23 protein-coding genes are annotated in these 21,150 nt (G+C 58.6%); 10 read left to right on the top strand and 13 right to left on the bottom strand.

Going from position 1 to position 21,150, the window contains the following annotated elements; all coding sequences use genetic code 11:
* Nucleotides 1-8 precede the first annotated feature (8 nt).
* The 5 genes from ACEN83_RS02835 to mdaB form a co-directional block, all read right to left on the bottom strand.
* Nucleotides 9-1,358, bottom strand: a complete 1,350-nt coding sequence (locus ACEN83_RS02835) for a GntT/GntP/DsdX family permease (protein ID WP_495579450.1) — start codon at nucleotides 1,356-1,358, stop codon at nucleotides 9-11.
* A gap of 220 nt (nucleotides 1,359-1,578) precedes the next feature.
* Nucleotides 1,579-3,024, bottom strand: a complete 1,446-nt coding sequence (locus ACEN83_RS02830; protein ID WP_495579449.1) for a SulP family inorganic anion transporter — start codon at nucleotides 3,022-3,024, stop codon at nucleotides 1,579-1,581.
* A gap of 211 nt (nucleotides 3,025-3,235) precedes the next feature.
* Nucleotides 3,236-4,129, bottom strand: a complete 894-nt coding sequence (locus ACEN83_RS02825) for an NAD-dependent epimerase/dehydratase family protein (RefSeq protein ID WP_495579448.1) — start codon at nucleotides 4,127-4,129, stop codon at nucleotides 3,236-3,238.
* Nucleotides 4,130-4,232: 103 nt separating this feature from the next.
* On the bottom strand, nucleotides 4,233-5,144 hold the full coding sequence (locus tag ACEN83_RS02820; RefSeq protein WP_104450845.1) for a LysR family transcriptional regulator: 912 nt from the start codon (nucleotides 5,142-5,144) through the stop codon (nucleotides 4,233-4,235).
* 247 nt (nucleotides 5,145-5,391) lie between these two features.
* Complete coding sequence (gene mdaB / locus ACEN83_RS02815; RefSeq protein WP_095965978.1) at nucleotides 5,392-5,982, bottom strand: NADPH:quinone oxidoreductase MdaB; 591 nt, start codon at nucleotides 5,980-5,982, stop codon at nucleotides 5,392-5,394.
* A gap of 163 nt (nucleotides 5,983-6,145) precedes the next feature.
* Between mdaB and ACEN83_RS02810 the strand changes: the two genes are divergently transcribed.
* Nucleotides 6,146-6,460, top strand: coding sequence for a putative quinol monooxygenase (locus tag ACEN83_RS02810; RefSeq protein ID WP_057716513.1), 315 nt, complete (start codon nucleotides 6,146-6,148; stop codon nucleotides 6,458-6,460).
* Here ACEN83_RS02810 and ACEN83_RS02805 read toward each other — a convergent pair.
* A complete protein-coding gene (locus tag ACEN83_RS02805; protein WP_495579447.1) occupies nucleotides 6,450-7,214 on the bottom strand; it encodes a sulfite exporter TauE/SafE family protein in 765 nt (254 codons plus the stop codon). The two genes, ACEN83_RS02810 and ACEN83_RS02805, sit on opposite strands and share 11 nt — an antisense overlap.
* Before the next feature lie 215 nt (nucleotides 7,215-7,429).
* Here ACEN83_RS02805 and ACEN83_RS02800 point away from each other — a divergent pair, with 215 nt between their 5' ends.
* The 4 genes from ACEN83_RS02800 to ACEN83_RS02785 all read left to right on the top strand — a co-directional run bounded on the left by ACEN83_RS02800 (nucleotide 7,430) and on the right by ACEN83_RS02785 (nucleotide 9,807).
* Nucleotides 7,430-8,314, top strand: coding sequence for a LysR substrate-binding domain-containing protein (locus ACEN83_RS02800; RefSeq protein WP_495579446.1), 885 nt, complete (start codon nucleotides 7,430-7,432; stop codon nucleotides 8,312-8,314).
* 42 nt (nucleotides 8,315-8,356) lie between these two features.
* On the top strand, nucleotides 8,357-8,935 hold the full coding sequence (locus tag ACEN83_RS02795) for an NAD(P)H-dependent oxidoreductase (RefSeq protein WP_495579445.1): 579 nt from the start codon (nucleotides 8,357-8,359) through the stop codon (nucleotides 8,933-8,935).
* Nucleotides 8,936-8,984: 49 nt separating this feature from the next.
* Nucleotides 8,985-9,356: a MerR family transcriptional regulator gene (locus ACEN83_RS02790; RefSeq protein ID WP_495579444.1), complete on the top strand. Its 372-nt coding sequence runs from the start codon at nucleotides 8,985-8,987 to the stop codon at nucleotides 9,354-9,356.
* A gap of 106 nt (nucleotides 9,357-9,462) precedes the next feature.
* Complete coding sequence (locus ACEN83_RS02785; protein WP_007900627.1) at nucleotides 9,463-9,807, top strand: cupin domain-containing protein; 345 nt, start codon at nucleotides 9,463-9,465, stop codon at nucleotides 9,805-9,807.
* A 165-nt stretch (nucleotides 9,808-9,972) separates the two neighbouring features.
* Here ACEN83_RS02785 and mmsB read toward each other — a convergent pair whose 3' ends face one another.
* Nucleotides 9,973-10,860: a 3-hydroxyisobutyrate dehydrogenase gene (gene mmsB / locus ACEN83_RS02780; protein ID WP_495579443.1), complete on the bottom strand. Its 888-nt coding sequence runs from the start codon at nucleotides 10,858-10,860 to the stop codon at nucleotides 9,973-9,975.
* Between the two features lie 10 nt (nucleotides 10,861-10,870).
* Complete coding sequence (locus ACEN83_RS02775; protein ID WP_007973225.1) at nucleotides 10,871-12,397, bottom strand: CoA-acylating methylmalonate-semialdehyde dehydrogenase; 1,527 nt, start codon at nucleotides 12,395-12,397, stop codon at nucleotides 10,871-10,873.
* A gap of 150 nt (nucleotides 12,398-12,547) precedes the next feature.
* Between ACEN83_RS02775 and ACEN83_RS02770 the strand changes: the two genes are divergently transcribed.
* Nucleotides 12,548-13,495 carry a LysR family transcriptional regulator gene (locus ACEN83_RS02770; RefSeq protein ID WP_007973226.1) on the top strand — a complete coding sequence of 316 codons (948 nt, stop codon included), beginning with the start codon at nucleotides 12,548-12,550 and terminating at the stop codon, nucleotides 13,493-13,495.
* Nucleotides 13,496-13,709: 214 nt separating this feature from the next.
* On the opposite strand, the gene ACEN83_RS02765 is transcribed toward ACEN83_RS02770, so the two are convergent.
* The gene (locus ACEN83_RS02765; protein WP_495579442.1) at nucleotides 13,710-14,684 is read right to left on the bottom strand and encodes an abortive infection family protein; all 975 of its coding nucleotides are present in this window, start codon (nucleotides 14,682-14,684) and stop codon (nucleotides 13,710-13,712) included.
* Nucleotides 14,685-15,014: 330 nt separating this feature from the next.
* On the opposite strand from ACEN83_RS02765, the gene ACEN83_RS02760 reads away from it, so the two are divergent.
* The 3 genes from ACEN83_RS02760 (at nucleotide 15,015) to ACEN83_RS02750 (ending at nucleotide 16,739) form a co-directional block, all read left to right on the top strand.
* Nucleotides 15,015-15,416 carry a Rap1a/Tai family immunity protein gene (locus tag ACEN83_RS02760; RefSeq protein WP_495579441.1) on the top strand — a complete coding sequence of 134 codons (402 nt, stop codon included), beginning with the start codon at nucleotides 15,015-15,017 and terminating at the stop codon, nucleotides 15,414-15,416.
* 261 nt (nucleotides 15,417-15,677) lie between these two features.
* On the top strand, nucleotides 15,678-15,941 hold the full coding sequence (locus tag ACEN83_RS02755) for a hypothetical protein (RefSeq protein ID WP_495579440.1): 264 nt from the start codon (nucleotides 15,678-15,680) through the stop codon (nucleotides 15,939-15,941).
* A gap of 12 nt (nucleotides 15,942-15,953) precedes the next feature.
* Nucleotides 15,954-16,739: a hypothetical protein gene (locus ACEN83_RS02750; RefSeq protein WP_495579439.1), complete on the top strand. Its 786-nt coding sequence runs from the start codon at nucleotides 15,954-15,956 to the stop codon at nucleotides 16,737-16,739.
* Between the two features lie 198 nt (nucleotides 16,740-16,937).
* Here ACEN83_RS02750 and ACEN83_RS02745 read toward each other — a convergent pair whose 3' ends face one another.
* A complete protein-coding gene (locus tag ACEN83_RS02745) occupies nucleotides 16,938-17,504 on the bottom strand; it encodes a recombinase family protein (RefSeq protein ID WP_495579438.1) in 567 nt (188 codons plus the stop codon).
* Between the two features lie 178 nt (nucleotides 17,505-17,682).
* Here ACEN83_RS02745 and ACEN83_RS02740 point away from each other — a divergent pair, with 178 nt between their 5' ends.
* Nucleotides 17,683-18,684, top strand: coding sequence for an HNH endonuclease (locus tag ACEN83_RS02740; RefSeq protein WP_495579437.1), 1,002 nt, complete (start codon nucleotides 17,683-17,685; stop codon nucleotides 18,682-18,684).
* Nucleotides 18,685-18,710: 26 nt separating this feature from the next.
* Here the strand turns inward: ACEN83_RS02740 and yfiB are convergent, their stop codons facing one another.
* The 3 genes from yfiB to yfiR are packed head-to-tail and all read right to left on the bottom strand — an operon-like array spanning nucleotide 18,711 to nucleotide 21,060.
* Nucleotides 18,711-19,220: an outer membrane lipoprotein YfiB gene (yfiB, locus tag ACEN83_RS02735; RefSeq protein ID WP_495579436.1), complete on the bottom strand. Its 510-nt coding sequence runs from the start codon at nucleotides 19,218-19,220 to the stop codon at nucleotides 18,711-18,713.
* Nucleotides 19,220-20,488, bottom strand: coding sequence for a diguanylate cyclase DgcN/YfiN (dgcN, locus tag ACEN83_RS02730; RefSeq protein WP_495579435.1), 1,269 nt, complete (start codon nucleotides 20,486-20,488; stop codon nucleotides 19,220-19,222). Before dgcN ends, yfiB begins: the two co-directional genes overlap by 1 nt.
* The gene (gene yfiR, locus ACEN83_RS02725) at nucleotides 20,485-21,060 is read right to left on the bottom strand and encodes a regulatory sequestration protein YfiR (RefSeq protein ID WP_495579434.1); all 576 of its coding nucleotides are present in this window, start codon (nucleotides 21,058-21,060) and stop codon (nucleotides 20,485-20,487) included. Before yfiR ends, dgcN begins: the two co-directional genes overlap by 4 nt.
* Nucleotides 21,061-21,150: the final 90 nt, after the last annotated feature.

The following is a 21,150-nucleotide window of genomic DNA, read 5'->3' as shown; positions in this document are numbered from 1 at the left end:
GGCTCCGGCTAAATCAGGTAGGAAAGGCCAACGGTCAGTCCGAAGGCAATGACCGAGATCAACGTCTCGAGCACGGTCCAGGTCTTGAAGGTTTGGGCAACGGTCATGTTGAAGTATTCCTTGATCAACCAGAAACCGCCGTCATTAACGTGGGAAAAGATAACCGACCCGGCGCCCGTCGCCAGCACCAGCAGCTCCGGATGGGGATAACCCAGACCAATGGCCACCGGTGCGACCACGCCTGAGGCAGTGGTCATGGCCACAGTGGCAGAACCGGTGGCGATGCGCATCAGCGCAGCAAACAGCCAGCCCATCAACAGCGGCGACAGGTGAAACTCGTGGGCCAGGCCGACAATTTGATCGGTGACGCCGGCGTCCACCAGAATCCGGTTCAGGCCACCACCGGCGCCCACCAGCAGGGTGATGCTCGCGGTCGGCGCCAGGCATTCGTTGGTGAACTTGAGGATCGATTCGCGGTTGAAGCCCTGGGCCAGGCCGAGGGTCCAGAAGCTCAGCAAGGTGGCCAGCAAGAGCGCGATTACCGAGTTACCGATGAACAGCAGGAACTGGTTGAAACCACTGCCCGGCGTGGAAATCAGATTGGCCCAGCCGCCGATCAGCATCAGCACCACCGGCAGCAGGATGGTCGCCATGGTGATGCCGAAGCCCGGCAGGCTGTCGCGCGGTTCACGCTCGAGGAACTGGCGCTCCAGCGGGTTTTCCGCCGGCAGCTGAATGCGCGGCACGATGAACCTGGCGTACAGGGGACCGGCAATGATCGCGGTCGGAATGCCGATCAGGATCGCGTACATCAACGTCTGCCCCACCGACGCCTGATACACCTGTACCGCCAGCATCGCCGCCGGGTGTGGCGGCACCAGCGCATGCACCACCGAGAGCCCGGCGACCATCGGCAAGCCGACCATCAGGATCGACACGCCCACGCGCCGCGCCACGGTAAAGGCAATCGGCACCAGCAAGACGAAACCGACTTCGAAGAACAGCGGCAGCCCGACCAGAAACGCGATGGTCACCATCGCCCAATGTGCGTTCCTCTCGCCAAAGCGGTCGATCAAGGTCCGCGCCACCTGCTCGGCGCCGCCGGACTCGGCCATCATCTTGCCGAGCATGGTGCCCAGCGCCACCACCAGTGCAATGTGCCCCAGGGTTTTGCCGACACCGGCCTCGTACGCCCCCACCACGCCGGACGGAGGCATCCCGGCGACCAGCGCCAGGCCAAGGGAAATCAGGGTGATGACAATGAACGGATTGAGCCGGTAACGGGCGATCAGAACGATCAGCGCGATGATGGCAACGGCGGCATACACCAGCAGCCAATAGCCGAAGGACAGGGTCATGCGGTACTCCTCGAGAGGGTCACGTCGAAATATTTGTGAAACTCTTAAAACATTTCGGCAGGTGATTTTCAAACGAGGTGAAAGTAATTTTCGTGAAGGGGTAAGGGATGTCGCACAGAGGCATGGCGTGTCGCGAATTATGAAAGTCGGCTGTACGAATTTTCATCGCCGACAGGCCGATCTTTCCCCGCTCAGCGTGGGAAAGATCGAATGACTGACCTCAGTCGTGCTGCATCCGGGCGCGCTTGAGCAATTTCTTGCAGCGCTCGGACAAGTGCAGCACTCGCAAGTGCTTGCCGGCCTTGGCGTAGCGCTCGCGCAAGGTACCCAGCGCGGCGATGGCCGAGTAGTCGACAAAGCTCAGGTGCTGGCAATCCAGGGTCACTTGCGCCGGGTCGTTGGCCGGATCGAACTGATTGAGAAAGGGTGTGGTCGAGGCGAAGAACAGCGTGCCATGCACCCGGTACAGCTTGCTGCCGTCGTTCTCCAGATGACTGTCGGCATACAGCTGGCGGGCCTGCTGCCAGGCAAAGTTCAGCGCCGCAATGATGATGCCGCAGAGCACCGCGGTGGCCAGGTCGGTGAATACGGTAATCACCGTTACCGCGATGATCACCAGCACGTCGTTGAGCGGCACCTTGTTCAGCACCCGCAAGGAGGCCCAGGCGAAGGTCTGTTGCGACACCACGAACATCACCCCGACCAGCGCGGCCAATGGAATGCGCTCGATCAGCGGCGACAGAAACAGGATGAACAGCAGGATCGACACCCCGGCCACCACCCCGGACAAGCGCCCGCGGCCGCCGGAACTGAGGTTGATCACGGTCTGGCCGATCATGGCGCAACCGCCCATGCCGCCGAATGCACCGGACACCACATTCGCCGCCCCCAGCGCCACACACTCGCGGTCCGGATAGCCACGGCTCTCGGTGATTTCGTCGGTGAGGTTGAGGGTCAACAGGGTTTCCAGCAACCCGACCAGCGCCATCAGGATCGCGTAGGGCGCGATAATGCGCAGGGTGTCCAGATTCCACGCAATGTCCGGCAGCGCCAGCGTCGGCAAGCCACCGGCAATGTGCGCCATATCGCCCAGGGTGCGGGTTGGCAAGCCAAGCAGATACACCGCCAGGCCCACGCCAAGAATCGCCACCAGCGCCGGCGGAACGCTGCGGGTCAGGCGCGGCAGTACGTAGACAACGGCCATGGTCACCGCGACCAGGCCAAGCATCATGTACAGCGGCGTGCCGCTCAACCAGGCCTCACCGTCCTTGAAGTGCTCCAGTTGCGCCAGGGCAATGATGATCGCCAGGCCGTTGACGAAGCCGAGCATCACCGGGTGCGGCACCATGCGCACCAGTTTGCCGAGCTTGAGCAGCCCGAACGCCATCATGATCAGCCCGCCCAGCAACACCGTGGCCAGCAAGTACTGCACACCGTGTTGTACCACCAGCGCGACGATCACCACGGCCATCGAGCCGGCCGCGCCGGACACCATGCCCGGCCGCCCGCCGAACAGCGCGGTCAGGGTGCAGATGATGAACGCGCCATAGAGCCCCATCAGCGGATTGAGGTGCGCCACCAGCGCGAAAGCGATGCACTCGGGCAACAGGGCGAAGGACGTGGTAAGCCCGGCCAGGACATCGGCGCGTAGACGTTTTGCTTTCATGGGGGGAGACCGCACACAGGGAGAGACGAAAAAGAGTGTGCGGATGTTACGGAATCGAGGGCCGACCGGCCATCATCTGTGTCATCGAAAATGCCATCGCGGGCAAGCCCGCTCCCACAGGTTTTGTTTCGTTCACAAAATGAGCGAACAACACAAAACCTGTGGGAGCGTGGCTTGCCCGCGATGAACGATGACGCGGTCTAACGCGAACTCAAACCATCTCGTCGCGAATCCACTCAACCACCGAAGTCCTCTTCGGCACCCACCCCAACAATTCCCGCGCATGCTTGCCGCGCACCCGACTGTTGGAACCCAGACCATAGTTGGCCATTTCGTAGCCCCACTCGGCTTCGGCATCCTTGAGCGGCCAGTCCTGCGGCTCGCCCAGGTTCAGCGCCCGGGCCATCGCCGTGGTCATGTCGATGAACGACGCTTCACCGCTTTCAACGAAGTAGAACGTGCCCGGTACATTTTTGGTCAGCGCCAGCAGGTACAGCGCAACCACGTCTTCGATATGCACGTTGGACCAGATGTTGCGGCCCGTGCCGACATGGCGCACCACGCCGCTTTTGCGCGCCTGTTTGAGCAGGCGCGGCAGCTGCACGCTGTCGCGATGGACGCCCAGGCTGTGGCCGTAGATCAAGGTGTTGCAGATCACTGCCGAGTTCACACCTTCCATGGCTGCCGCCAGGATCAGCTTATCGATGGCCACGCGCGCCGCCTTGTCGACGGTCGGTTCCGGCAGGTCGTCTTCGAAGTAGATGACATCACTGGATTGGCCGCCCGAGGCATCACCGACAATGCTCGAACCGCTGGTGTGCAGGAACACCTTGCCAGAGCCGCGCAAGGCATCGAGCAAGGCTTCCACCGCGCCACGATGATCACTGCTGGCCGCGTTGATCACTGCATCGGCAGCGAGCGCCTGATCGGTCAACAGGTCACGGTCGTCCAGACTGCCCACCACCGCAGAAATGCCCAGTGCACGCAGCTCATCGGCCTGTTCGGCGCTGCGCACCAGACCGGTGACAGCGTGGCCGGCCTGGACCAGGCCCGTGGCGATGGAACCACCGATAAATCCGGCAGCGCCGGTAACGAATACGTTCATGGAGAAACTCCCTGCGTGGATAAGTGATGCAAGGAGTATCCGGTAGCGATCACTGCCGAAAAATGCCCTCTGACCCAATTCACTTTTGCGCAGGAGTCACGAATCAGCCTTTGAAATCCGCGCTCGCATAATCCGCCAACTTGCCCTGGATAAAATCCAGGAAGCATTGAATCCGCAAGGCCAGCTGCGAGTTGCGGTAGTACACCGCATTGATCGGCTGGCGGTAGCCGCTGTTGAATTCGGCCAGCAACACTTTCAAGCGTCCGGCACGAATGTCCTCGATGGTCATGAAGTGCGACAGGCTGGCGATGCCCTGCCCGTCCAGTGCCAGATGGCGGATGGTCTCGCCGCTGGAGGCGCTGATCGACGCCTGGATCGGCCAGCGATCGCCATGCACGTAACGCAGCGGCCATTGGTTGAGGCCTTCGTTCTGGGTGAACCCCAGCAGCGTATGGTTGGCCAGGTCAGCCACGGCTTGCGGTGTGCCGTGCTTTTCCAGGTAGGCCGGGCTGGCGACGATGTGCAGCGGGCTGCAACCCAGGGAGCGGGCATGCAGTGTCGAGTCGGTCAGGGTGCCGATGCGAATGGCGATGTCGGTGCTCTGTTCCAGCAGGTCGATGATCAAGTCATTGCTGTTGAGTTCGAGCTGGATGTCCGGGTAGAGCCTGCGGAACTCATCGATGTAGGGCACGATAGCGTGCAGCATGAAGGGGGATGCCGCGTTGATCCGCAGGCGCCCGGACGGCGTTTGCTGGCGTGAGGACAGGCGCTCTTCGAGCTCGTCCATCTGATCGAGAATGCGCTTGGCGTGTTCGAAGAAGTACTTGCCCTCCTCGGTCAGGTCCATGCGTCGCGTGGTGCGATTGATCAAGGTGGTGTCGAGCTTGGCCTCCAGCCGCGACAGCGTGCGGCTGACCGCCGAAGGCGTTTGCCCGACCTGCTCGGCTGCCGCGGAAATCGACCCGCATTCAATCACGCAGACGAAAATCTGCAATTCATCGGATCTGGCTTTCACGTGTGTCCCTTATCGATAGTCCTGCGCCGTTCTTCTGGGTACAGAGAAACCATTGTGGCGAGGGGGCTTGCCCCCGTTGGTCCGCGAAGCGGCCCCACAACCCACTAACGCGGTGGTTCAGGAAGTCGCGCGTCAACTGACTTTACGACGGCTTCGCCGCCGAACGGGGGCAAGCCCCCTCGCCACAAAAGCTCCTTCGCCACAGAAACTGTGCCTGACTCAAACAATCGATAGTAGCCCGAAACGGTTACGCCGACAGGCCAAACACCTCAATCAAATGCTGCTCATAACGCGCCACATCACCCTCGATGTTCGGGCGCTTCATCACGTCTACACAGAGGAACGTCGGCAGACCGGTCATGCCAAGGAACTCGTTGGCCTTGTGGAACGGGAAGTACACCGCGTCCACACCTTTGGCTTCGAAGAAATCGGTCGGGTCGTCGAAGGCTTGCTGCGGGGCATTCCACGTCAGCGACAGCATGTACTGCTTGCCGTGGATCAGGCCGCCGCTGCCGTATTTTTGCGAGGCGTCGGAACGAGTGCGGCCGTCGCTGGCGTAAAGGCTGCCATGACCTTCGGTGAAGACTTCATCGATGTACTTCTTCACGGTCCACGGCGCGCCCATCCACCAGCCGGGCATCTGGTAAATGATCACATCGGCCCAGAGAAACTTGGCCACTTCTTCGGCGACGTCGTAGCCCTCGTCGATGAAGGTGGTTTTGATATCCACACCACCGCGATCCAGCACGCTCAACGCGGCTTCATGCAAGGTGGTGTTGTAGCGGCCGTCGGAGTGCGCAAATTGTTTGCCGCCGTTGAGCAACAGGACTTTTTTCATGGAGGGTCTCGGGAAGGGTCGGGAATTCGATGGCGGCAGAGTACCGGTCGGCCTCGCGCGGAATAAGCGTCGATTTGGCAAAATTCATTTGACCCACAAGCACGAATCCACAGCCGATTGTTGCCTTAGACTGGCGCCCATTCTGACCTGAGGAGAGATGTAGATGAGTGAAATCCAGGGCTTCATCCTGCACGCCAAGACCCGTCCGGAAAAATCCGACGCCTTCGAAGCGTTTTTCAGCGGCTACGTGCAAGCAAGCCGCGCCGAACCCGGTTGCATCGAATACCACATGCTGCGCGACAAACAGGACCCGACCCTGTTCATCTTCTACGAGATCTGGCAGTCCCAGGCCCATCTGGACGTGCACTCGAACCTGCCGCACATGAAGCAATTCCTCGAGCAGCGCGATGAGTATCTGGAACGGGACTTCGAAATCCGCGCCATCGACATGATCAGCCCGTCGTCCGCTAGCCGCTGATCAGCAAATGGCCGCCGAGCACACCCAGGCCAACGAAAAACACGCGCTTGAACCACAGGGCGCTGATCCGCTGGCGCAGCGATTGCCCCAGCCACATGCCGAGCATGGCCGGGATCAGCGCCAGCAGCGACGCGCTCAACTCGCCCCCGCCGAGCGCGCCGCGCCATAACAAGCCACCGGCCAGGGCCAGGGTCGAGACGGTGAACGACAGGCCCAGCGCCTGCACCAGCTCGTCCCGGCTCAAACCCAGCGCTTGCAAGTAGGGCACCGCCGGAATCACGAACACGCCAGTGGCCGACGTGATGACGCCGGTCAGAAGGCCGCACAGTGGACCGAGCCAGCGTTCGCTGCGCCGCCCCACGCGCAAGGTCGGCAGGCACAATCCGCTCAGCGCATACAGCAACAACGCAGCGCCCAACCCTCGCACCACCCAATGGCCACCGCTCATGCCGATCCACAGCGTGCCTGCCCCGGTGCCGATGAAGATCGCCAGCAACATCGGCCACAGTCGTTTGACCAACCCGGACAAATGCCCGCCGAATGCCAGTTGCCAGACGTTGGTGAGCGTTGCCGGAATGATCAATAGTGCGGCTGCCTGTGACGGGGCCATAGCCAGCCCCAGCAGTCCCATGGCAACCGTTGGCAAGCCGAGGCCGATCACGCCCTTGATCATGCCGGCCAGCACAAAGGTGCCTATCACCAGCAGGGAAAGGGCCAATCCGAGGTTCTGGTAAAACGCCGAGAGTGTGTTCATGGGGCTATGGTGGGCCCGCGGGGGTTGATTGAAAATCTGCCATATACTGAGGTTGCCTCTTGCTTTGACAGAGGCTGAGAATTTCGCTGAAGCGACTGGCCCCTTCGCGGGCAAGCCCGCTCCCACAGTGGTTACGTGTCGTTCACAAATCCCCTGTGGGAGCGGGCTTGCTCGCGAAGGGGCCAGTCCAGACAGCAAATAAACCGGGGATGACAATGCACTTCGACCTGACCGACCTGCGCCTGTACCTGAACATCCTCGACACCGGCAACATCACCGCCGGCGCCGCACGCAGTCATCTGTCACTCGCAGCGGCCAGCGCACGAATTCGCGCCATGGAGGCCTCACTGGGCGTCGAGTTTCTTCAGCGCAACCGTCGCGGGGTCAGCCCGACGCCGGCCGGCGATGCCCTCGCCCGGCACGCCCGGGTTCTGCTGCAACAGGCCGAACGCCTGCAACAGGAACTGGCCGAATACGCCAAGGGCGTCAAAGGCCAGGTGCGGCTGCTGTGCAATACCACGGCGATCACCGAGTACCTGCCGGAGTTGCTCGCGGACTTCCTGCACAGCCACCCCAACCTCGACATCGACCTGCAGGAACTGCCCAGCACCCGCATCACCCACGCCTTGCGCCAGGGCGCGGCAGACCTGGGCATCGTTTCCGACGCGGTGGACACCGATGACTTGCAGACCCGAGCGTTCCGCGATGATCCGCTGGTGCTGATCATGCCCCGCGAACATCCCCTGGCACAGGCAACCTCGGTGGTTTTCACCGACACGCTGCATCACGACTACGTCGGCCTGAATGCCAACAGCGCGCTGGCGGTGTATCTCGAAGAACAGGCGCTGCACGCCGGCCTGCGCATGCAGATCCGCATCCGTGCCGATGGCTTCGATGGCGTGATGCGCATGGTCGCCCGTGGCGCGGGCCTGGCGATTGTGCCGCTGGCCGCAGTCGAGCGCGGGTCAGGCGGCCTGCCCTTCAAGAGCCTCGCCCTGCAGGAAGCCTGGGGCCAACGCAAATTGCTGCTCTGTGCACGGGACTTCGCCGCATTGCCCGGCTATGCCAAGGCCCTGCTGCACGCCTTGACTCTCCCCTGAGGGGCAGACTTTATCCTTGAGGTTTGATCTTCGAGGACAGCGATGATGGGTAAACGAATACTGGTGATCCTCGGGCATCCGTCCAGCAAGAGCTTCTGCGCCGCCCTTGCCGAGCGTTACTCGCAGTCGGCCGTGCGCGCCGGGCATGAGGTGCGTCAGTTGTTTCTCGGCACCCTGGATTTTGACCCGGTGCTGCGCGAAGGCTACCAGAAGGTCCAGCCGCTGGAGGCCGACTTGCGTAACGCCCAGGCCGACATCCTGTGGGCAGAACAGCTGACCCTGGTTTATCCGATCTGGTGGGGCGGCGTTCCAGCCTTGCTCAAGGGCTTTTTCGACCGGGTGTTCTTGCCGGGTTTTGCCTTCAAGTATCGCCAGGGCAAAGCCTTCCCCGACAAACTCCTGCACGGCCGAACCGCCCACCTGCTGGTGACCATGGACACGCCGCCCTGGTACTACCGCTGGATCTACCGCATGCCCGGTTTGCATCAGGTCCGTAAAACCACACTGGAATTCTGTGGCATCAAGCCAACTCGCACCCTGACCTTCGGGCCCATTCTCGGCGCCAGCGCAGACCGGCATGCGGCCTGGTTACGCCAGGCCGAAGCTATCGCCAGCGCTTGAGTCGGTCGATAATGCGCCGAGCTTTATCTTCGGAGAAAAGGACCTTCCCATGTACATCGGCCAAGCCGCGCAACGTTCCGGAACCACTGTCAAAAGCATCCGTCACTACGAGTCGATTGGCCTGTTGCCTGCCGCCCGACGCCAGGGCAAGTACCGCATCTATGACCAGCACAGTGTCGATCTGCTGATCTTCATCAAATGTGCCCAGCAGCTGGGTTTCAGGCTCAAGGAATTGCAGTCAGCCTTCGCCGGACATCAGGGCCCGCAGTTGCCATGGGAACGGGCCCATCGGGTCATCGCCAGCAAAAAACAGGAAATCGCCGAACGGATAGCGGTGTTGTCGCAACAGCACGCGCAATTGGTCGAGTTCGAAAGCAGTCTCGAACAATCCAGGCTCGACTGCCCGTTGACCCATCTCTGAGGGCTGTGCGTTTCTGGACAGCTCAGTGTCGAGCACAGACAACTGACCCGCGGACAGGCGCTATAGGGTGCGACTTCAGTTCTTGAGCCCACTGCCCGGAGTCATCATGACCGCACCGATTACCGTTCTTCGCGACACCCACCCGCTGCCCGTGCTCGACGCCTGCAAATGGGAAAAACTCGAAGGCGACCCGCACACCGTCAACCTCAACGCTTACACCAGTGAAGACGGCAGCAAGATCATGGGTACCTGGATCTGCACGCCCGGCAAGTGGTACGTGGAATACGTGAAGTGGGAGTACTGCCATTTCCAGGAAGGCTACTGCATCATCACCCCGGAAGGCATGGCGCCGATCCACCTGCGCGCGGGTGACATTTTTGTCATCGAGCCCGGGATGAAAGGCACCTGGGAAGTGGTGGAAACCGTGCGCAAATATTTCGTGTTTGCCTGATGCAAAAAAACCGGGGGATCACCCGACGTGATCTCCCGGTCAAAAGTCTTTAGGTAAGCGCCGTACCCTGTGGGAGCGAGCTTGCTCGCGATAGCGGTGGGTCAGTCACCATCAATGTCGACTGTAACGACCTCATCGCGAGCAAGCTCGCTCCCACAGTTTTTGTTATTGCGGCTTGCGGTAGCTATTGATGATCGCCGAGAAGTCGTTGCCACCCTCCCCACGCAAACTCATCGCCTGATACAACTGCTGGGCCACCGCGCCAAGCACCACCGGCTGGTGCGCCTGACGCGCCGCTTCAGTGGCCAGCCCCAGATCCTTGAGCATCAGTTCGGCCCCGAAGCCACCGGTGTAGCCGCGCGACGCCGGTGCTGTTTCGACGATGCCCGGCCACGGGTTGTACATCTCCGAACTCCAGCAACGCCCGGTGGAGCTGTTGATGATGCCTGCCAGCACCTTGGTGTCGATGCCCAGCGCATCACCCAGCGCCATGGCTTCGCTGACGCCGACCATGGAAATCCCCAGCAGCAGGTTGTTGCAGATTTTAGCGATTTGCCCGGTGCCGACCTCACCACAATGGACGATGTTGCGGCCCATCTGCGCCAGTACCGGCTGCAGGGTGGCGAACAGTTCAGGCGTGGCGCCGACCATGAAGGTCAGGGTCCCGGCGGCTGCACCACCGGTACCGCCAGAGACCGGCGCATCGGCCATGGTCACGCCCTGTCTGGCAGCGGCGGCGGCCACGTCCCGCGCGGTCTGCGGATCGATGGTGCTGCAATCGACGGCCGGTACGCCTTTACCGATACCGGCGAGCACGCCGTCTTCACCCAGCCACACACTGCGCACATGCACCGCGGCAGGCAGCATGGTGATCACCAGTTCGGCGCCCTCCGCCGCTTCACGGGCCGATGCGCTGATACTGCCGCCCAACTGCTCCAGCTCCGCCAGCACAGCCTTGTTCAGGTCCACCAGGCGCAGCGCATGGCCGGCCTTGATCAGGTTGCGCGCCATCGGCGCGCCCATGTTGCCCAGACCGATAAAAGCGATTTTCATGTCCGGCTCCTTATCGCAAGTTGATCGTGGTGTTCACACCGTCGTTGACGCTGTTGTCATCGAACCAGCGACTGGTGACGGTCTTGGTCTGAGTGTAGAACTGCACCACTTGCTTGCCGTACGGACCGAGGTCACCGAGCTTGGAGCCGCGCGAACCGGTGAAGCTGAAGAACGGGACCGGCACCGGGATCGGGATGTTGATGCCGACCTGGCCGACATCGATCTCGCTCTGGAATTTACGTGCCGCCGCACCGCTCTGGGTGAACAGGCCCGTGCCGTTGCCGAACGGGTTGGCGTTGACCAGGGCGATGGCCTCGTCGAGGGTGGCGACTTCCAGCACCACCAGCACCGGGCCGAAGATTTCCTGGGTGTAGATCTGCATGTCGGGGGTCACGCCGGAAAACAGGGTCGGGCCGACAAAGTTGCCCTTCTCGTAACCCGGAACCGAAATCTCGCGACCGTCCAGCTCCAGTTTGGCGCCTTCCTTGATGCCGCTTTCGATCAGGTCGAGAATCCGGGCCTTGGCTTTTTTCGAAATCACCGGACCGACATCAGTGCCCGGCTCGCTGCCGGCATTGACCTTGAGTTTTTGCGCCAGCGCCTTGAGGTCCGGCAGCCATTGCTTGGCCGCACCCACCAGCACCACTACAGAAGTAGCCATGCAGCGTTGACCGGCAGCACCGAAGCCGGCACCGACCAGCGCATTCAACGCTTGTTCGCGATTGGCGTCCGGCAGCACCACGGCGTGGTTCTTGGCGCCCATCATCGATTGCACGCGCTTGCCGTGTTTACCGGCCAGGTCATAGACATGAGTACCGACGGCGGTTGAACCGACGAAGGAAACCGCCTTGATGTCCTTGTGGGTGCAGAGCCCGTCCACCACATCCTTGCCGCCATGCACGACGTTGAGCACGCCGGCCGGAATGCCCGCCTCGATCGCCAGCTCCACCAGCAGCATGGTCGACATCGGGTCCTGTTCCGACGGTTTGAGCACGAAGGTGTTACCGCAGGCGATGGCCATCGGGAACATCCACAGCGGAATCATCGCCGGGAAGTTGAACGGGGTAATGCCCGCGCACACGCCGATCGGCTGGCGCAGGGTGTAGGTGTCGACGCCACCGGCGACGTTCTCAGCGAATTCGCCCATTTGCAGGCTGCCGATGGAGCAGGCGTGCTCGACCACTTCCAGGCCACGGAAAATGTCGCCTTCGGCATCGGCAATGGTCTTGCCCTGCTCGGCGCTCAGGACCGCGGCGATGCGCTTGGAGTGCTCGCGAATCAGCGCCTGGAGCTTGAGCATGATGCGCATCCGCGCGCCGATGGGCGTCAGCTTCCAGGTCTGGAACGCGCGATGAGCGGCGCTGATGGCGGCATCGACTTCTTCGGCGGTGGCAAACGGCACTTTGGCCAGCACTTGCTGGGTCGCCGGGTTGACGATGTCGTGCCATTCGGTGGACTTGGACTCGACCCACTCGCCGTCGATCAACAGTTTGACCTTTTGCACGGTGGTGTCATTGGGCGTGAGCGATGCGTTCATGTGAGTCTCCGGATCTTTGTTGTTATCTTGGGAGCCAGGGCGAAAGGGTCGCCCTGAGATGAGCTGTTTGTCGCGAATTGGTTCTCGGACTGTTTTTGGAGTATAGATGTGCAAACTTCTGATAAGAACGCACATAAAAACCGGTCCAACATGCAAAAAAACATCACCTCCCTCGGATCTCTGAACTGGGATGACCTCAAGTTTTTCCTTGAAGTCGCCCGCACCCGCAAGGCCAGCACCGCGGCCAAGCGCCTGGCGGTGGACTACACCACGGTGTCGCGACGCATCAGTTCGCTGGAAACGGCGCTGGGCACCTTGCTGTTCGAGAAGTCCCGGACCAACGGCTTTGTCCTGACCGCCGAAGGCCAGCGGTTGATGGGGTATGCCGAATCGATCGAAAGCACCTTGCACATGGCGTGCGAGCAGGTTTCCGGGTCCGGCGTGGCGCTGTCCGGTCATGTGCGCATGGGCTGCACCGAAGGTTTCGGCAGCTTTTTCATCACGCCGCAGTTGAGCCACTTCGTCGACACCTACCCGGCGATCTCGGTGGACATCCTGCCGCTGCCGCACTTCATCAGCCTGTCCAAGCGCGAGGCCGACATCGTCATCGCCCTGGAGCGTCCGGAGCATGGCCCGTACGTCTGCTGCAAACTGTGCGACTACCGGTTGCAGCTGTACGCGACCCAGGATTATCTCGACAACCACCCGGCCATCCACCGCCCGGCCGACCTGGCGAAACATTCGTTCATCAGTTACGTCGACGACCTGGCGTTCAGCTCGGAGCTGTTGTACCTGGCCAATGTACTGCCCGGCGCCAGCGCCAACCTGCGCAGCACCAGCGTGATCGCGCAGTTCGTGGCAGCGCAGCAGGGGCGCTCACTGGCGATCCTGCCGTGCTTCCTCGCCACACAGGACCCGCGCCTGCTGCCGGTGTTGCCGCAGGAAATCAACATCACCCGACAGTTCTGGATGTACTGCCGCGAAGACCTGAGGAAGCTCAAGCGGATCACCCTGTTGTGGGATTACATCCGCCAGGTCACCGAGCAGAATCAGGGCCTGCTGATGGGGGAAAGTCGGGAGATGTTGTTTGCCGACTGACAGTTTTTCAAGGGATCAGGTGGCGGAATCGTAACGAGGTCAGCAGGTCTTTTCCAACGGTTTGTAACAGGTGTTGGTACTCAACTTGTAACACCTCGACGTCGACATTCAGAGACGCACAGACATGGGATAAAGACTACGCTAGGGCTCCCATGGCGGGGATGCCTACACATAACTGTATCGAGGTGATGATTCAGATTTTTCTGCCAGACGCTCAAGGAGTTGCTCTGCGTTTTGCCTCAAGGCCAGCAAGCATGACTATTGCGGACGCCGTTAAATGCAACCCATACGCGACAATCTCTGGCTCTACAGTTCTGATCTCCTCCCCTTGACCGTGTCCACCGTTCTTGTTTCTCAACGTAGGTATTCCGCTAATCAGAACGTTCTCCAACGACGTGAGATGGGACTCGTTATAGGACGGCATGAGCCCAGCCTTTGAGCACGCCAAAACCAATTTGGAAGCGGTATCAAGCGCGCCATAGGTTTTTCCGTTGGCAGTCAGTATGACCTTCATTGTGCTTTCAAAGGCCTTGAGTGCATCGACTAATGCTTCTTCAAGGTTCCCATGACGGTAATGCTCATACGCCCCCAAGTACTCATCTCGTGGACCTGCGAACTCTTCACCATTAAGGAACGCAATGGCAGGCTTTACGATTTCCGAATGAAGAAGCTGCGAGTCAATGCGAATAATTTTTCCGTCGATTAGCTCGTAGCCACATCCTGCCTCTTTAAATCGCTCATTCAGCTCCTGTAGACACTCAGTAACATGAGCATCGGCACCATTCTTACCCATATAAGAATGCTTTCGTGCAAAACTGTCACCAACTGAATAACATAATTCTACCGCATCAAGACAGCGTTCAATGTCCTGTTCAAGAAGAAGAAAATCGTGCAACTCCTCAAATGCATCGTCGTGATAATACTTATTTAACCCAGGAGTTAACGCTTGCTGCCCATATTCTTTCTTTAAAATCTTGACGATCTCATTGTAAACTCGTTTTGGCTGGTCGTATTGACGATAGTGTTTCGCATCACCCAGAAGCTCTTTGATCATGTGTGAAAATTGAACTCGGAGCGTAGCGGGAAAAATGTCATATACATATACGTCTACAACCTCGCCACGCAGTCGCTTTTGACGCTTTGAATACAAATCGAATACTCCCATTTTACCGCTCCAAGCCTGATTCATCGTGCCATCATCATACATCTATCTCACAAGGTCACTCAGCACATCCACCGAGTAGAAAGCTGATGACATCCCAAGACCTTCGACCAAAGGACCACGTGAGCAGCTCCCCGAGTGATAAGGAGTAGACCAAGAAAACGGTAGGTGACACGATGGATAGCTAAACTGCGGAGTGCAGTGACACACAGGTCTTCACACACCACGTAGTCATCATCGTGAATGTATAGACCAGTGCGAGCACTTCTGATCAGCTGACCCGTTTCTCCCTGAATCCAAGCACGCTCTAGGCGGGCTCATTACAGTGTTCTGACACCACACACAAAGAGAACCAGCATGAAGACAGCAGGGATAGTGGCGACGTTGGCACTACTCGGTGCATTAGCCTCACCATGCAATGCAGCAACAGGACCTCAACTGATAAACAATGGCAACACCCTTCTGACTGCCTGCAAATCATTTCTCGACATCGCAGACGGGAAGCCCAGTGACGCAGACAACCTCTTGGAAATGGGGCAGTGCATAGGGATAGTCGGTGGCGTAAAGACGACCATGGCAAGCCTCAACGGATCGCTCAACGAACCCATGAAGACGTGTTTCCCAGTGACTGAGATCAAGGTCGGCCCACAAGTACGAACCGTGGTTAACTACTTGAATGCACATCCAGAGGCACTTGCTCTCGACAGCAGCATGCTAACTATGCTGGCCTTCCATACGGCATACCCTTGCAAGAAATGATAAAGGTCGTTCTCCACACAAAATCCAATTTCCCGCAAGAAATTTTCAGCATCATCTTTTATAAGTTTGGATTTTCGCACTGAAACATAAGCTGGGGCTTTTCCCCTGAACAACTGCCGTTAGGGCGAGAACACCACAGAGCGTGGTGGTATTCCTTTTGATGCTCCTATATGTGGATAGCCCTCCGAGCAGATTAATATAATTGCAGTATCTAAATCCCTTGGATAGACTCGGACTGAATCTAACCTCAAAAGGTGAAACATGAAAACTTACAGCTACAGACCCTACTACCAAGGGCCAACCCCAGCTAACCCAATGCGGGATGAGCTTTCTGTAGATGAGCAAGAGCAGAAGCTTGAGGCATTCTATGCAGACGTTGTAACCCACTTTGAAGATGTAGGCTGCACTGTGGGGAGGAACAGCGTTGGATTAGTGAGTGTGGCAACGGATATGCCTGAGCAGCAATGCCATGATATTGTGAAAAAGCTGCTGATTAGTCTAGACCTGCGTGCTGATAGGCTTTAAGGGTGTCAAGAAATGAAGCGTGTAGCACTGGAAACCAGCACCAAAAAGCACAGCTTGGTAATCAAGAACTGGGCACCTATCGCTATCGTTGTGCTAATAGTTTGCACAGTGGTAGTGATAGCCCCTTGGCTCTGGCAATTCTCTGCATCCAGCTTTAGCACCGACCCTAACAATTGGGGTGTGTTCGGTGACTACTTCGGGGGCGTGCTATCAACTGTAATCTCTGCCCTTGGGTTCATCGGCATCATAGCCACCATCAAAACTCAATCAGACACCATTTCTGCACAGCTCTCTGGCATTGCTCAGGAAAAGGAAATCCGAGACGATGAGGTGTATAGCAAACAATCTCTTGAGTGCTTGAATGAAGCCCTAGAAAAGCTCAAAAGTCCGATAGATAGCAAACTGTATAGAAGTCGCCTCGCGTGGCTGGAGTCTGCACGCCTGATTGTCACTGCACAGAATCTGGCTGAGAGAATCAAAAGCGACAGCATGCAGCACACCTACAAGGCAGCAGAAAAGGTGATTCGCTCCAGATTCAGCACTCTACTCAACCCTGACAAAAGCCCTGAGACTATGCAGCCCAGCTACTTCTATCATATGGAATGGGATCGTTGGATTACAGGTCAAAGGCAAGAGCCAATACACGAAACCTCAGCTTATGTAATCTATAAATTTGCCAGCTGGCAGAGCGATAGGCTTGATGAGCTGGACGCTGTGGGGAAGATTGATTTCCACCATGTCAGTGAAAGGTACTTTGGTGCCCGTCAGTTCCTTGAACATAGCAAGGGTGAAAAGTAGTGTAAAACCCTGCCCCGCGCCGTGGGAAACGGCCTCATGTTTATGAAGTTTGGCTTTTCGGCCTAAAAAGTAATACAGGGCGATTGACGTTTGGAAAACAGGCTTCAAGCGAGACGTGCTTAACGCTATGCGACCCGCCAAAAGGCAATCGTTCGTAATTTTTAAATAAGGCGAGCGCCCCTGTAAGCTTCTACAACCTCAGACAACCTTGGTCCAATGACGTTTGACTGTAGCAATACCGATCTTGAGGTCTGCTGCTACTTCGGCTTGTGTCATGTCCCTTGCCTTGAGGCGTTGCACATCGGCTGTTGTGTCGAGAGCTTCAGGGCGCCCCAGCTTCTTACCCTCTGACTTGGCCCGTGCTAACCCTGCTTGGGTACGCTCGATCAGCAAATCACGTTCAAACTCTGCTACAGCGCCCAATACTTGCATTGTCATCTTGCCTGCTGCACTGGTGAGGTCTACGCCGCCAAGGGCGAGAACGCGGATACCATTTGATTCCAGATGTTCAACTGTATCGCGTACATCCATAGCGTTACGTCCCAGCCGGTCAAGCTTGGTAACGATCAACACGTCTCCAGATTCCATACGATAAAGCAGCTTCTGAAAGCCGGGGCGTTCCTTGGCTGCAATGCTGCCTGATATGGTTTCTTCCACTACACGGCCCGCTTGTACATCGAATCCGGCAAATTTCACTTCCTGCAACTGGTTCTCTGTGAACTGATTGGATGTGGACACTCGTGCATAAAGGAAGGTGCGTGACATGGCGGGTAGCTCCAAGGATCATTTAACGCAGCATCACTGCATCTTGATATCAACAAACTGCTACGTCTAATTTGATGATTCCTTATGCCTGCTGCCGAGAGCGTATCGTTTAACGGTCGTTTGATGAGTCCCTGTTATCATCGTCATGATCAGGCGTTTGGCATACAGGGGGCAGGGAATGGGCATTGATCTTGAAACGCTTCGACCAACTGGCAAGTCGATGATCATTGACTGTGTGCAGAGCGCAGGTATAGACGTCTCTGAATGGAGTTTTAGAAAATCGGACGGCCGATCAGTAAGCCGGCCTCAATCAAATGGCGGCTACTGTTACGAATGGTCTTTTCGGAGCGCCGACATAAGCACACTGCTGTTGTGTGTTTGGTGGGAGGGATTACATGTCGACAGTCAAGGGCGGGTCTGCTTTTCAGAAAATCTGAGAGCATATGCCGATGCCTTGATACAGCAACTTGAAAAATACCCCAAGAATCGAAATCGAACGATCAAAGACCCACGCATCAATCGTGCACAGCATTTCAGCACTACAGTCCACCTAGCCGCCATGAACACGACTCCTGTTCGGGTAGTCATCGTGACAGGACCTGTTCGGGAGCGTGAGACGGAAGATGAAAGAGCAAAGCATGATCGAGCGACTGGACGCCAATTGGATGATCAGCCGTGGTTCGTCGAGTCGATCGAAGATGATGGGGCATTTTTACTAGTTCGAGGTAACCCAAATCCATCGAGCATCGTTGCTGAAACGACTGATGTTGAAGAAATTCCTATGCAGTTGGAAATCGCTGTGGTGAGCGATCCTCCCGTTGTAGATCAGTTTGCTACGAATGAGCGGCCGGACACATATATCTATAACGGCGTACAACGTTACCGTGATCCAAGCGTCCGTCGGCGGGTGTTGGAGCGTTCAGGAGGTGTCTGTGAGCTAACGGAGGTTCCAGGTTTTCTGATGGCGAATGGTGGCGTCTATTTGGAAACCCATCACATCATTCCACTTTCAGAGGGCGGTGCTGATACGGTTGAGAACGTCATAGCCTTAACTGCGGACGCCCATCGCCAAGCCCATTTAGGCGTTGACCGCGATGAGATACGAACACGCTGTTTTGAGATCGTTGCAGGGCGAATTAGTCGATGGGATGAGCTATCGCAGAGGACTCTTCGTTGTTAGCAAAGCCGGGAGATGTTGTTTGCCGATTAGTCGGAGCTGACGACGATGGCGACCCGGCGATTCTCCGTGCGGCCACTGGAGGTGGTGTTAGTGGCCACCGGTACGCTGCTGCCCAAGCCACGCAACTGGATATTTTCCGGTTGCATGCCGACCGTGTTGAGCACCCTGGCAACGCTTTTCGCCCGGCGCACGGACAGTTGCTCGTTGTAGGCCTCTTTGCCCGATGCGTCGGTGTGGCCATCGACCCGCACTCGTTCGATCCCCACTCCGAGCAGTGCCTTGCCGATACGCTCGACGATCTCGGTGCTTTGTTTGTTCAGGCTGTCATCGTCGCTGCCGAACAACACCTTGCCGGACAAACCGAAGGCCCAGCCATCGTCGGTCAGCTCGAAACCCTGCTGTTTCAGCACGGCGATCTGCGCCGGGGTCAGGCCTTTTGGCGGGGTGGTCTGGCAACCGGTCAGGCTCAGCAGGGCCACGAGCAAGGTCATGGTGAAAAAACGCAGGGAACGCGGGTTGAAAGTGAACACGGACATCAGCTCCTGTTTTGAACATCGGCGGCAGGGTGCTCCGACCCTGCCGTGTACTGTGCGCCTCGGGACAGGCGCTTGGCCTGGTACATCGCACTATCGGCGGCGTTGAGCAGGGCACCCGGCGTTGCGCCATGATCCGGGTACACCGCGACGCCGATACTGAGTGAGGTCAACACCTGGGTACTGCCCGGCAATGGAATCGGCATGTCCATGCTGGCCAGGATCTTGTCGGCAATTCGTTCGGCGTCTGCGGTCTTGTGCAGCGGTGTCAGCAGCACGGCAAACTCATCGCCACCCAAGCGCGCCACCAGGTCCTCTTCCCGCAGTTGCGCGCGAACCCGGTTGGCCACGGCCACCAACACCGCATCCCCCGCTGCATGGCCGAAACTGTCGTTGATCTCCTTGAAGCGATCGCTGTCGAGAAACAACACCGCCACTCGCTCGCCGAGCTTGTCGGCGTTGCGCAGCGCGCGCATCAGGCGACCTTCGAAAAACGCCCGGTTGGGCAATCCGGTGAGGCTGTCGTGACTGGCCTGGTGCGCCAGGGATTCGTTTTCGCTTTGCAGGTGCGATTGCCAGGCTTCGAGCTCATCGAGCAGGGCATTGAAGTCGTTGCCGAAATCATCGAGCTCGGCAATGTCGGCGGGCGGCACGCGCTTGTCGAAGGCCCGTTCACTGCGCGCGGCGTGGGCGACGGTGGCGAGGTTGCGCAGGGGCTTGATGATCCCGCGAAGTTGTCGGCGCGCCAGAAAGAGCGCAACCCAGGCACTGACGGCCGTGCACAAGAGGATGCCCACCAGGCCACTGAGCAAAAAGCGCATCAGGCTGGCGCCATGACCGGTGAGCCGGATGCTGCCGACTTCCCGCCCTTGATGGAGGATCGGCATGCTCATCGGTTCTTCGAGAAACGCTTTGGCGAGGTGCAATTCGAGATCGGAGACCCATCCCGTTTCCGGTCGCTGCCAACGGGCAAGCAACTCTCCCTGCCGGTCGAACACCTGGGCATCAGCCACTTCTTCGATGGACGCAATCAACGCCAGCGCCTCGGTAGCAGCGGGTTTATCGTTGAACACCACCGCGGCTTCCACGGTGTAGGTGATCGAGCGCGCGATCAGGTGCAGGTTGTGATCGGCGTACACACGCAAGGCCAGCACGCCGAGCAACGTCAGCGAAACACTGGCCATGGCGACGCCCACCAACGCGACGAGCAAGTTGCCGCGACCGATGACCGAATGCAGAGTCGGGCGACTGCCCGGAGTCAGTAGCTTCATGGCGCCGCCGGCTTGCGGCGCGAGAGTTGCAGCACGCTCGGATGGATGCGTACACCGCTGCGAGCGACGGAGTCGAGATTGACCTCGAACGACACCTGCTCGTCGCTGACCCGCAAGCAAAACAGGCTGCCGACCGCGCACTGCTCGTCACTCTCGCTAATGCTCAATACCGGATGCCCGATCAACGCGGCAAACAATCGGCTGCGTTCTTCGCCAGTGAGCTTGCCGATGTAAACAGCATCGCAGTCACTGACAATCGAAGGGTTGTCGGCCAACAAGCGTCGCACGGCAACAGGTCGACCGGTCGCCTGGGTCGTGCCTTTGACCAGGTCGTCGGTGTATTCGGTAGGGCCGACCAGGCACAGGCGCAGCAGCAAAGGCTCAACGGGCCAGCGGGCGTAGCTGAGGATTCCGAGGACCACCTGGGTAACCGCTTTGGCGCGTTGGTCCGCCATGCCCACCGGGGGCTGCGATTGAGCGAAAGCGACGCTGGCCAGCAGACAAAGAAGGATGGCAAGCAGCGCTTTCTTACAGCCAACGACGCGCTCTGTCGTCCTGACAGCCACCTTCATGCAGGGATACTCTTGGACCGGAGCAAAATGATGCCGCAACGATAGCACAGCGAGGAAATGCCAGCGAGGCCACGTACTACGCTGCTTCGG

The organism is Pseudomonas sp. Pseusp49 (assembly GCF_059491875.1).
The sequence above is the reverse complement of the archived record's forward strand: the minus strand, read 5'-3'. Positions and strand labels throughout refer to the sequence as shown.

Coding starts and splice junctions, on each gene's coding strand:
- ACEN83_RS02760 (WP_495579441.1), top strand. CDS start 15,015: ATGAAGACAGCAGGGATAGTGGCGACGTTGGCACTACTCGGTGCATTA.
- ACEN83_RS02805 (WP_495579447.1), bottom strand. CDS start 7,214: ATGAACACACTCTCGGCGTTTTACCAGAACCTCGGATTGGCCCTTTCC.
- ACEN83_RS02740 (WP_495579437.1), top strand. CDS start 17,683: ATGGGCATTGATCTTGAAACGCTTCGACCAACTGGCAAGTCGATGATC.
- mmsB (WP_495579443.1), bottom strand. CDS start 10,860: ATGAAAATCGCTTTTATCGGTCTGGGCAACATGGGCGCGCCGATGGCG.
- ACEN83_RS02835 (WP_495579450.1), bottom strand. CDS start 1,358: ATGACCCTGTCCTTCGGCTATTGGCTGCTGGTGTATGCCGCCGTTGCC.
- ACEN83_RS02775 (WP_007973225.1), bottom strand. CDS start 12,397: ATGAACGCATCGCTCACGCCCAATGACACCACCGTGCAAAAGGTCAAA.
- ACEN83_RS02830 (WP_495579449.1), bottom strand. CDS start 3,024: ATGAAAGCAAAACGTCTACGCGCCGATGTCCTGGCCGGGCTTACCACG.
- yfiR (WP_495579434.1), bottom strand. CDS start 21,060: ATGAAGGTGGCTGTCAGGACGACAGAGCGCGTCGTTGGCTGTAAGAAA.
- ACEN83_RS02790 (WP_495579444.1), top strand. CDS start 8,985: ATGTACATCGGCCAAGCCGCGCAACGTTCCGGAACCACTGTCAAAAGC.
- ACEN83_RS02825 (WP_495579448.1), bottom strand. CDS start 4,129: ATGAACGTATTCGTTACCGGCGCTGCCGGATTTATCGGTGGTTCCATC.
- yfiB (WP_495579436.1), bottom strand. CDS start 19,220: ATGTCCGTGTTCACTTTCAACCCGCGTTCCCTGCGTTTTTTCACCATG.
- ACEN83_RS02800 (WP_495579446.1), top strand. CDS start 7,430: ATGCACTTCGACCTGACCGACCTGCGCCTGTACCTGAACATCCTCGAC.
- mdaB (WP_095965978.1), bottom strand. CDS start 5,982: ATGAAAAAAGTCCTGTTGCTCAACGGCGGCAAACAATTTGCGCACTCC.
- ACEN83_RS02795 (WP_495579445.1), top strand. CDS start 8,357: ATGATGGGTAAACGAATACTGGTGATCCTCGGGCATCCGTCCAGCAAG.
- dgcN (WP_495579435.1), bottom strand. CDS start 20,488: ATGAAGCTACTGACTCCGGGCAGTCGCCCGACTCTGCATTCGGTCATC.
- ACEN83_RS02765 (WP_495579442.1), bottom strand. CDS start 14,684: ATGAATCAGGCTTGGAGCGGTAAAATGGGAGTATTCGATTTGTATTCA.
- ACEN83_RS02770 (WP_007973226.1), top strand. CDS start 12,548: ATGCAAAAAAACATCACCTCCCTCGGATCTCTGAACTGGGATGACCTC.
- ACEN83_RS02785 (WP_007900627.1), top strand. CDS start 9,463: ATGACCGCACCGATTACCGTTCTTCGCGACACCCACCCGCTGCCCGTG.
- ACEN83_RS02745 (WP_495579438.1), bottom strand. CDS start 17,504: ATGTCACGCACCTTCCTTTATGCACGAGTGTCCACATCCAATCAGTTC.
- ACEN83_RS02810 (WP_057716513.1), top strand. CDS start 6,146: ATGAGTGAAATCCAGGGCTTCATCCTGCACGCCAAGACCCGTCCGGAA.
- ACEN83_RS02755 (WP_495579440.1), top strand. CDS start 15,678: ATGAAAACTTACAGCTACAGACCCTACTACCAAGGGCCAACCCCAGCT.
- ACEN83_RS02750 (WP_495579439.1), top strand. CDS start 15,954: ATGAAGCGTGTAGCACTGGAAACCAGCACCAAAAAGCACAGCTTGGTA.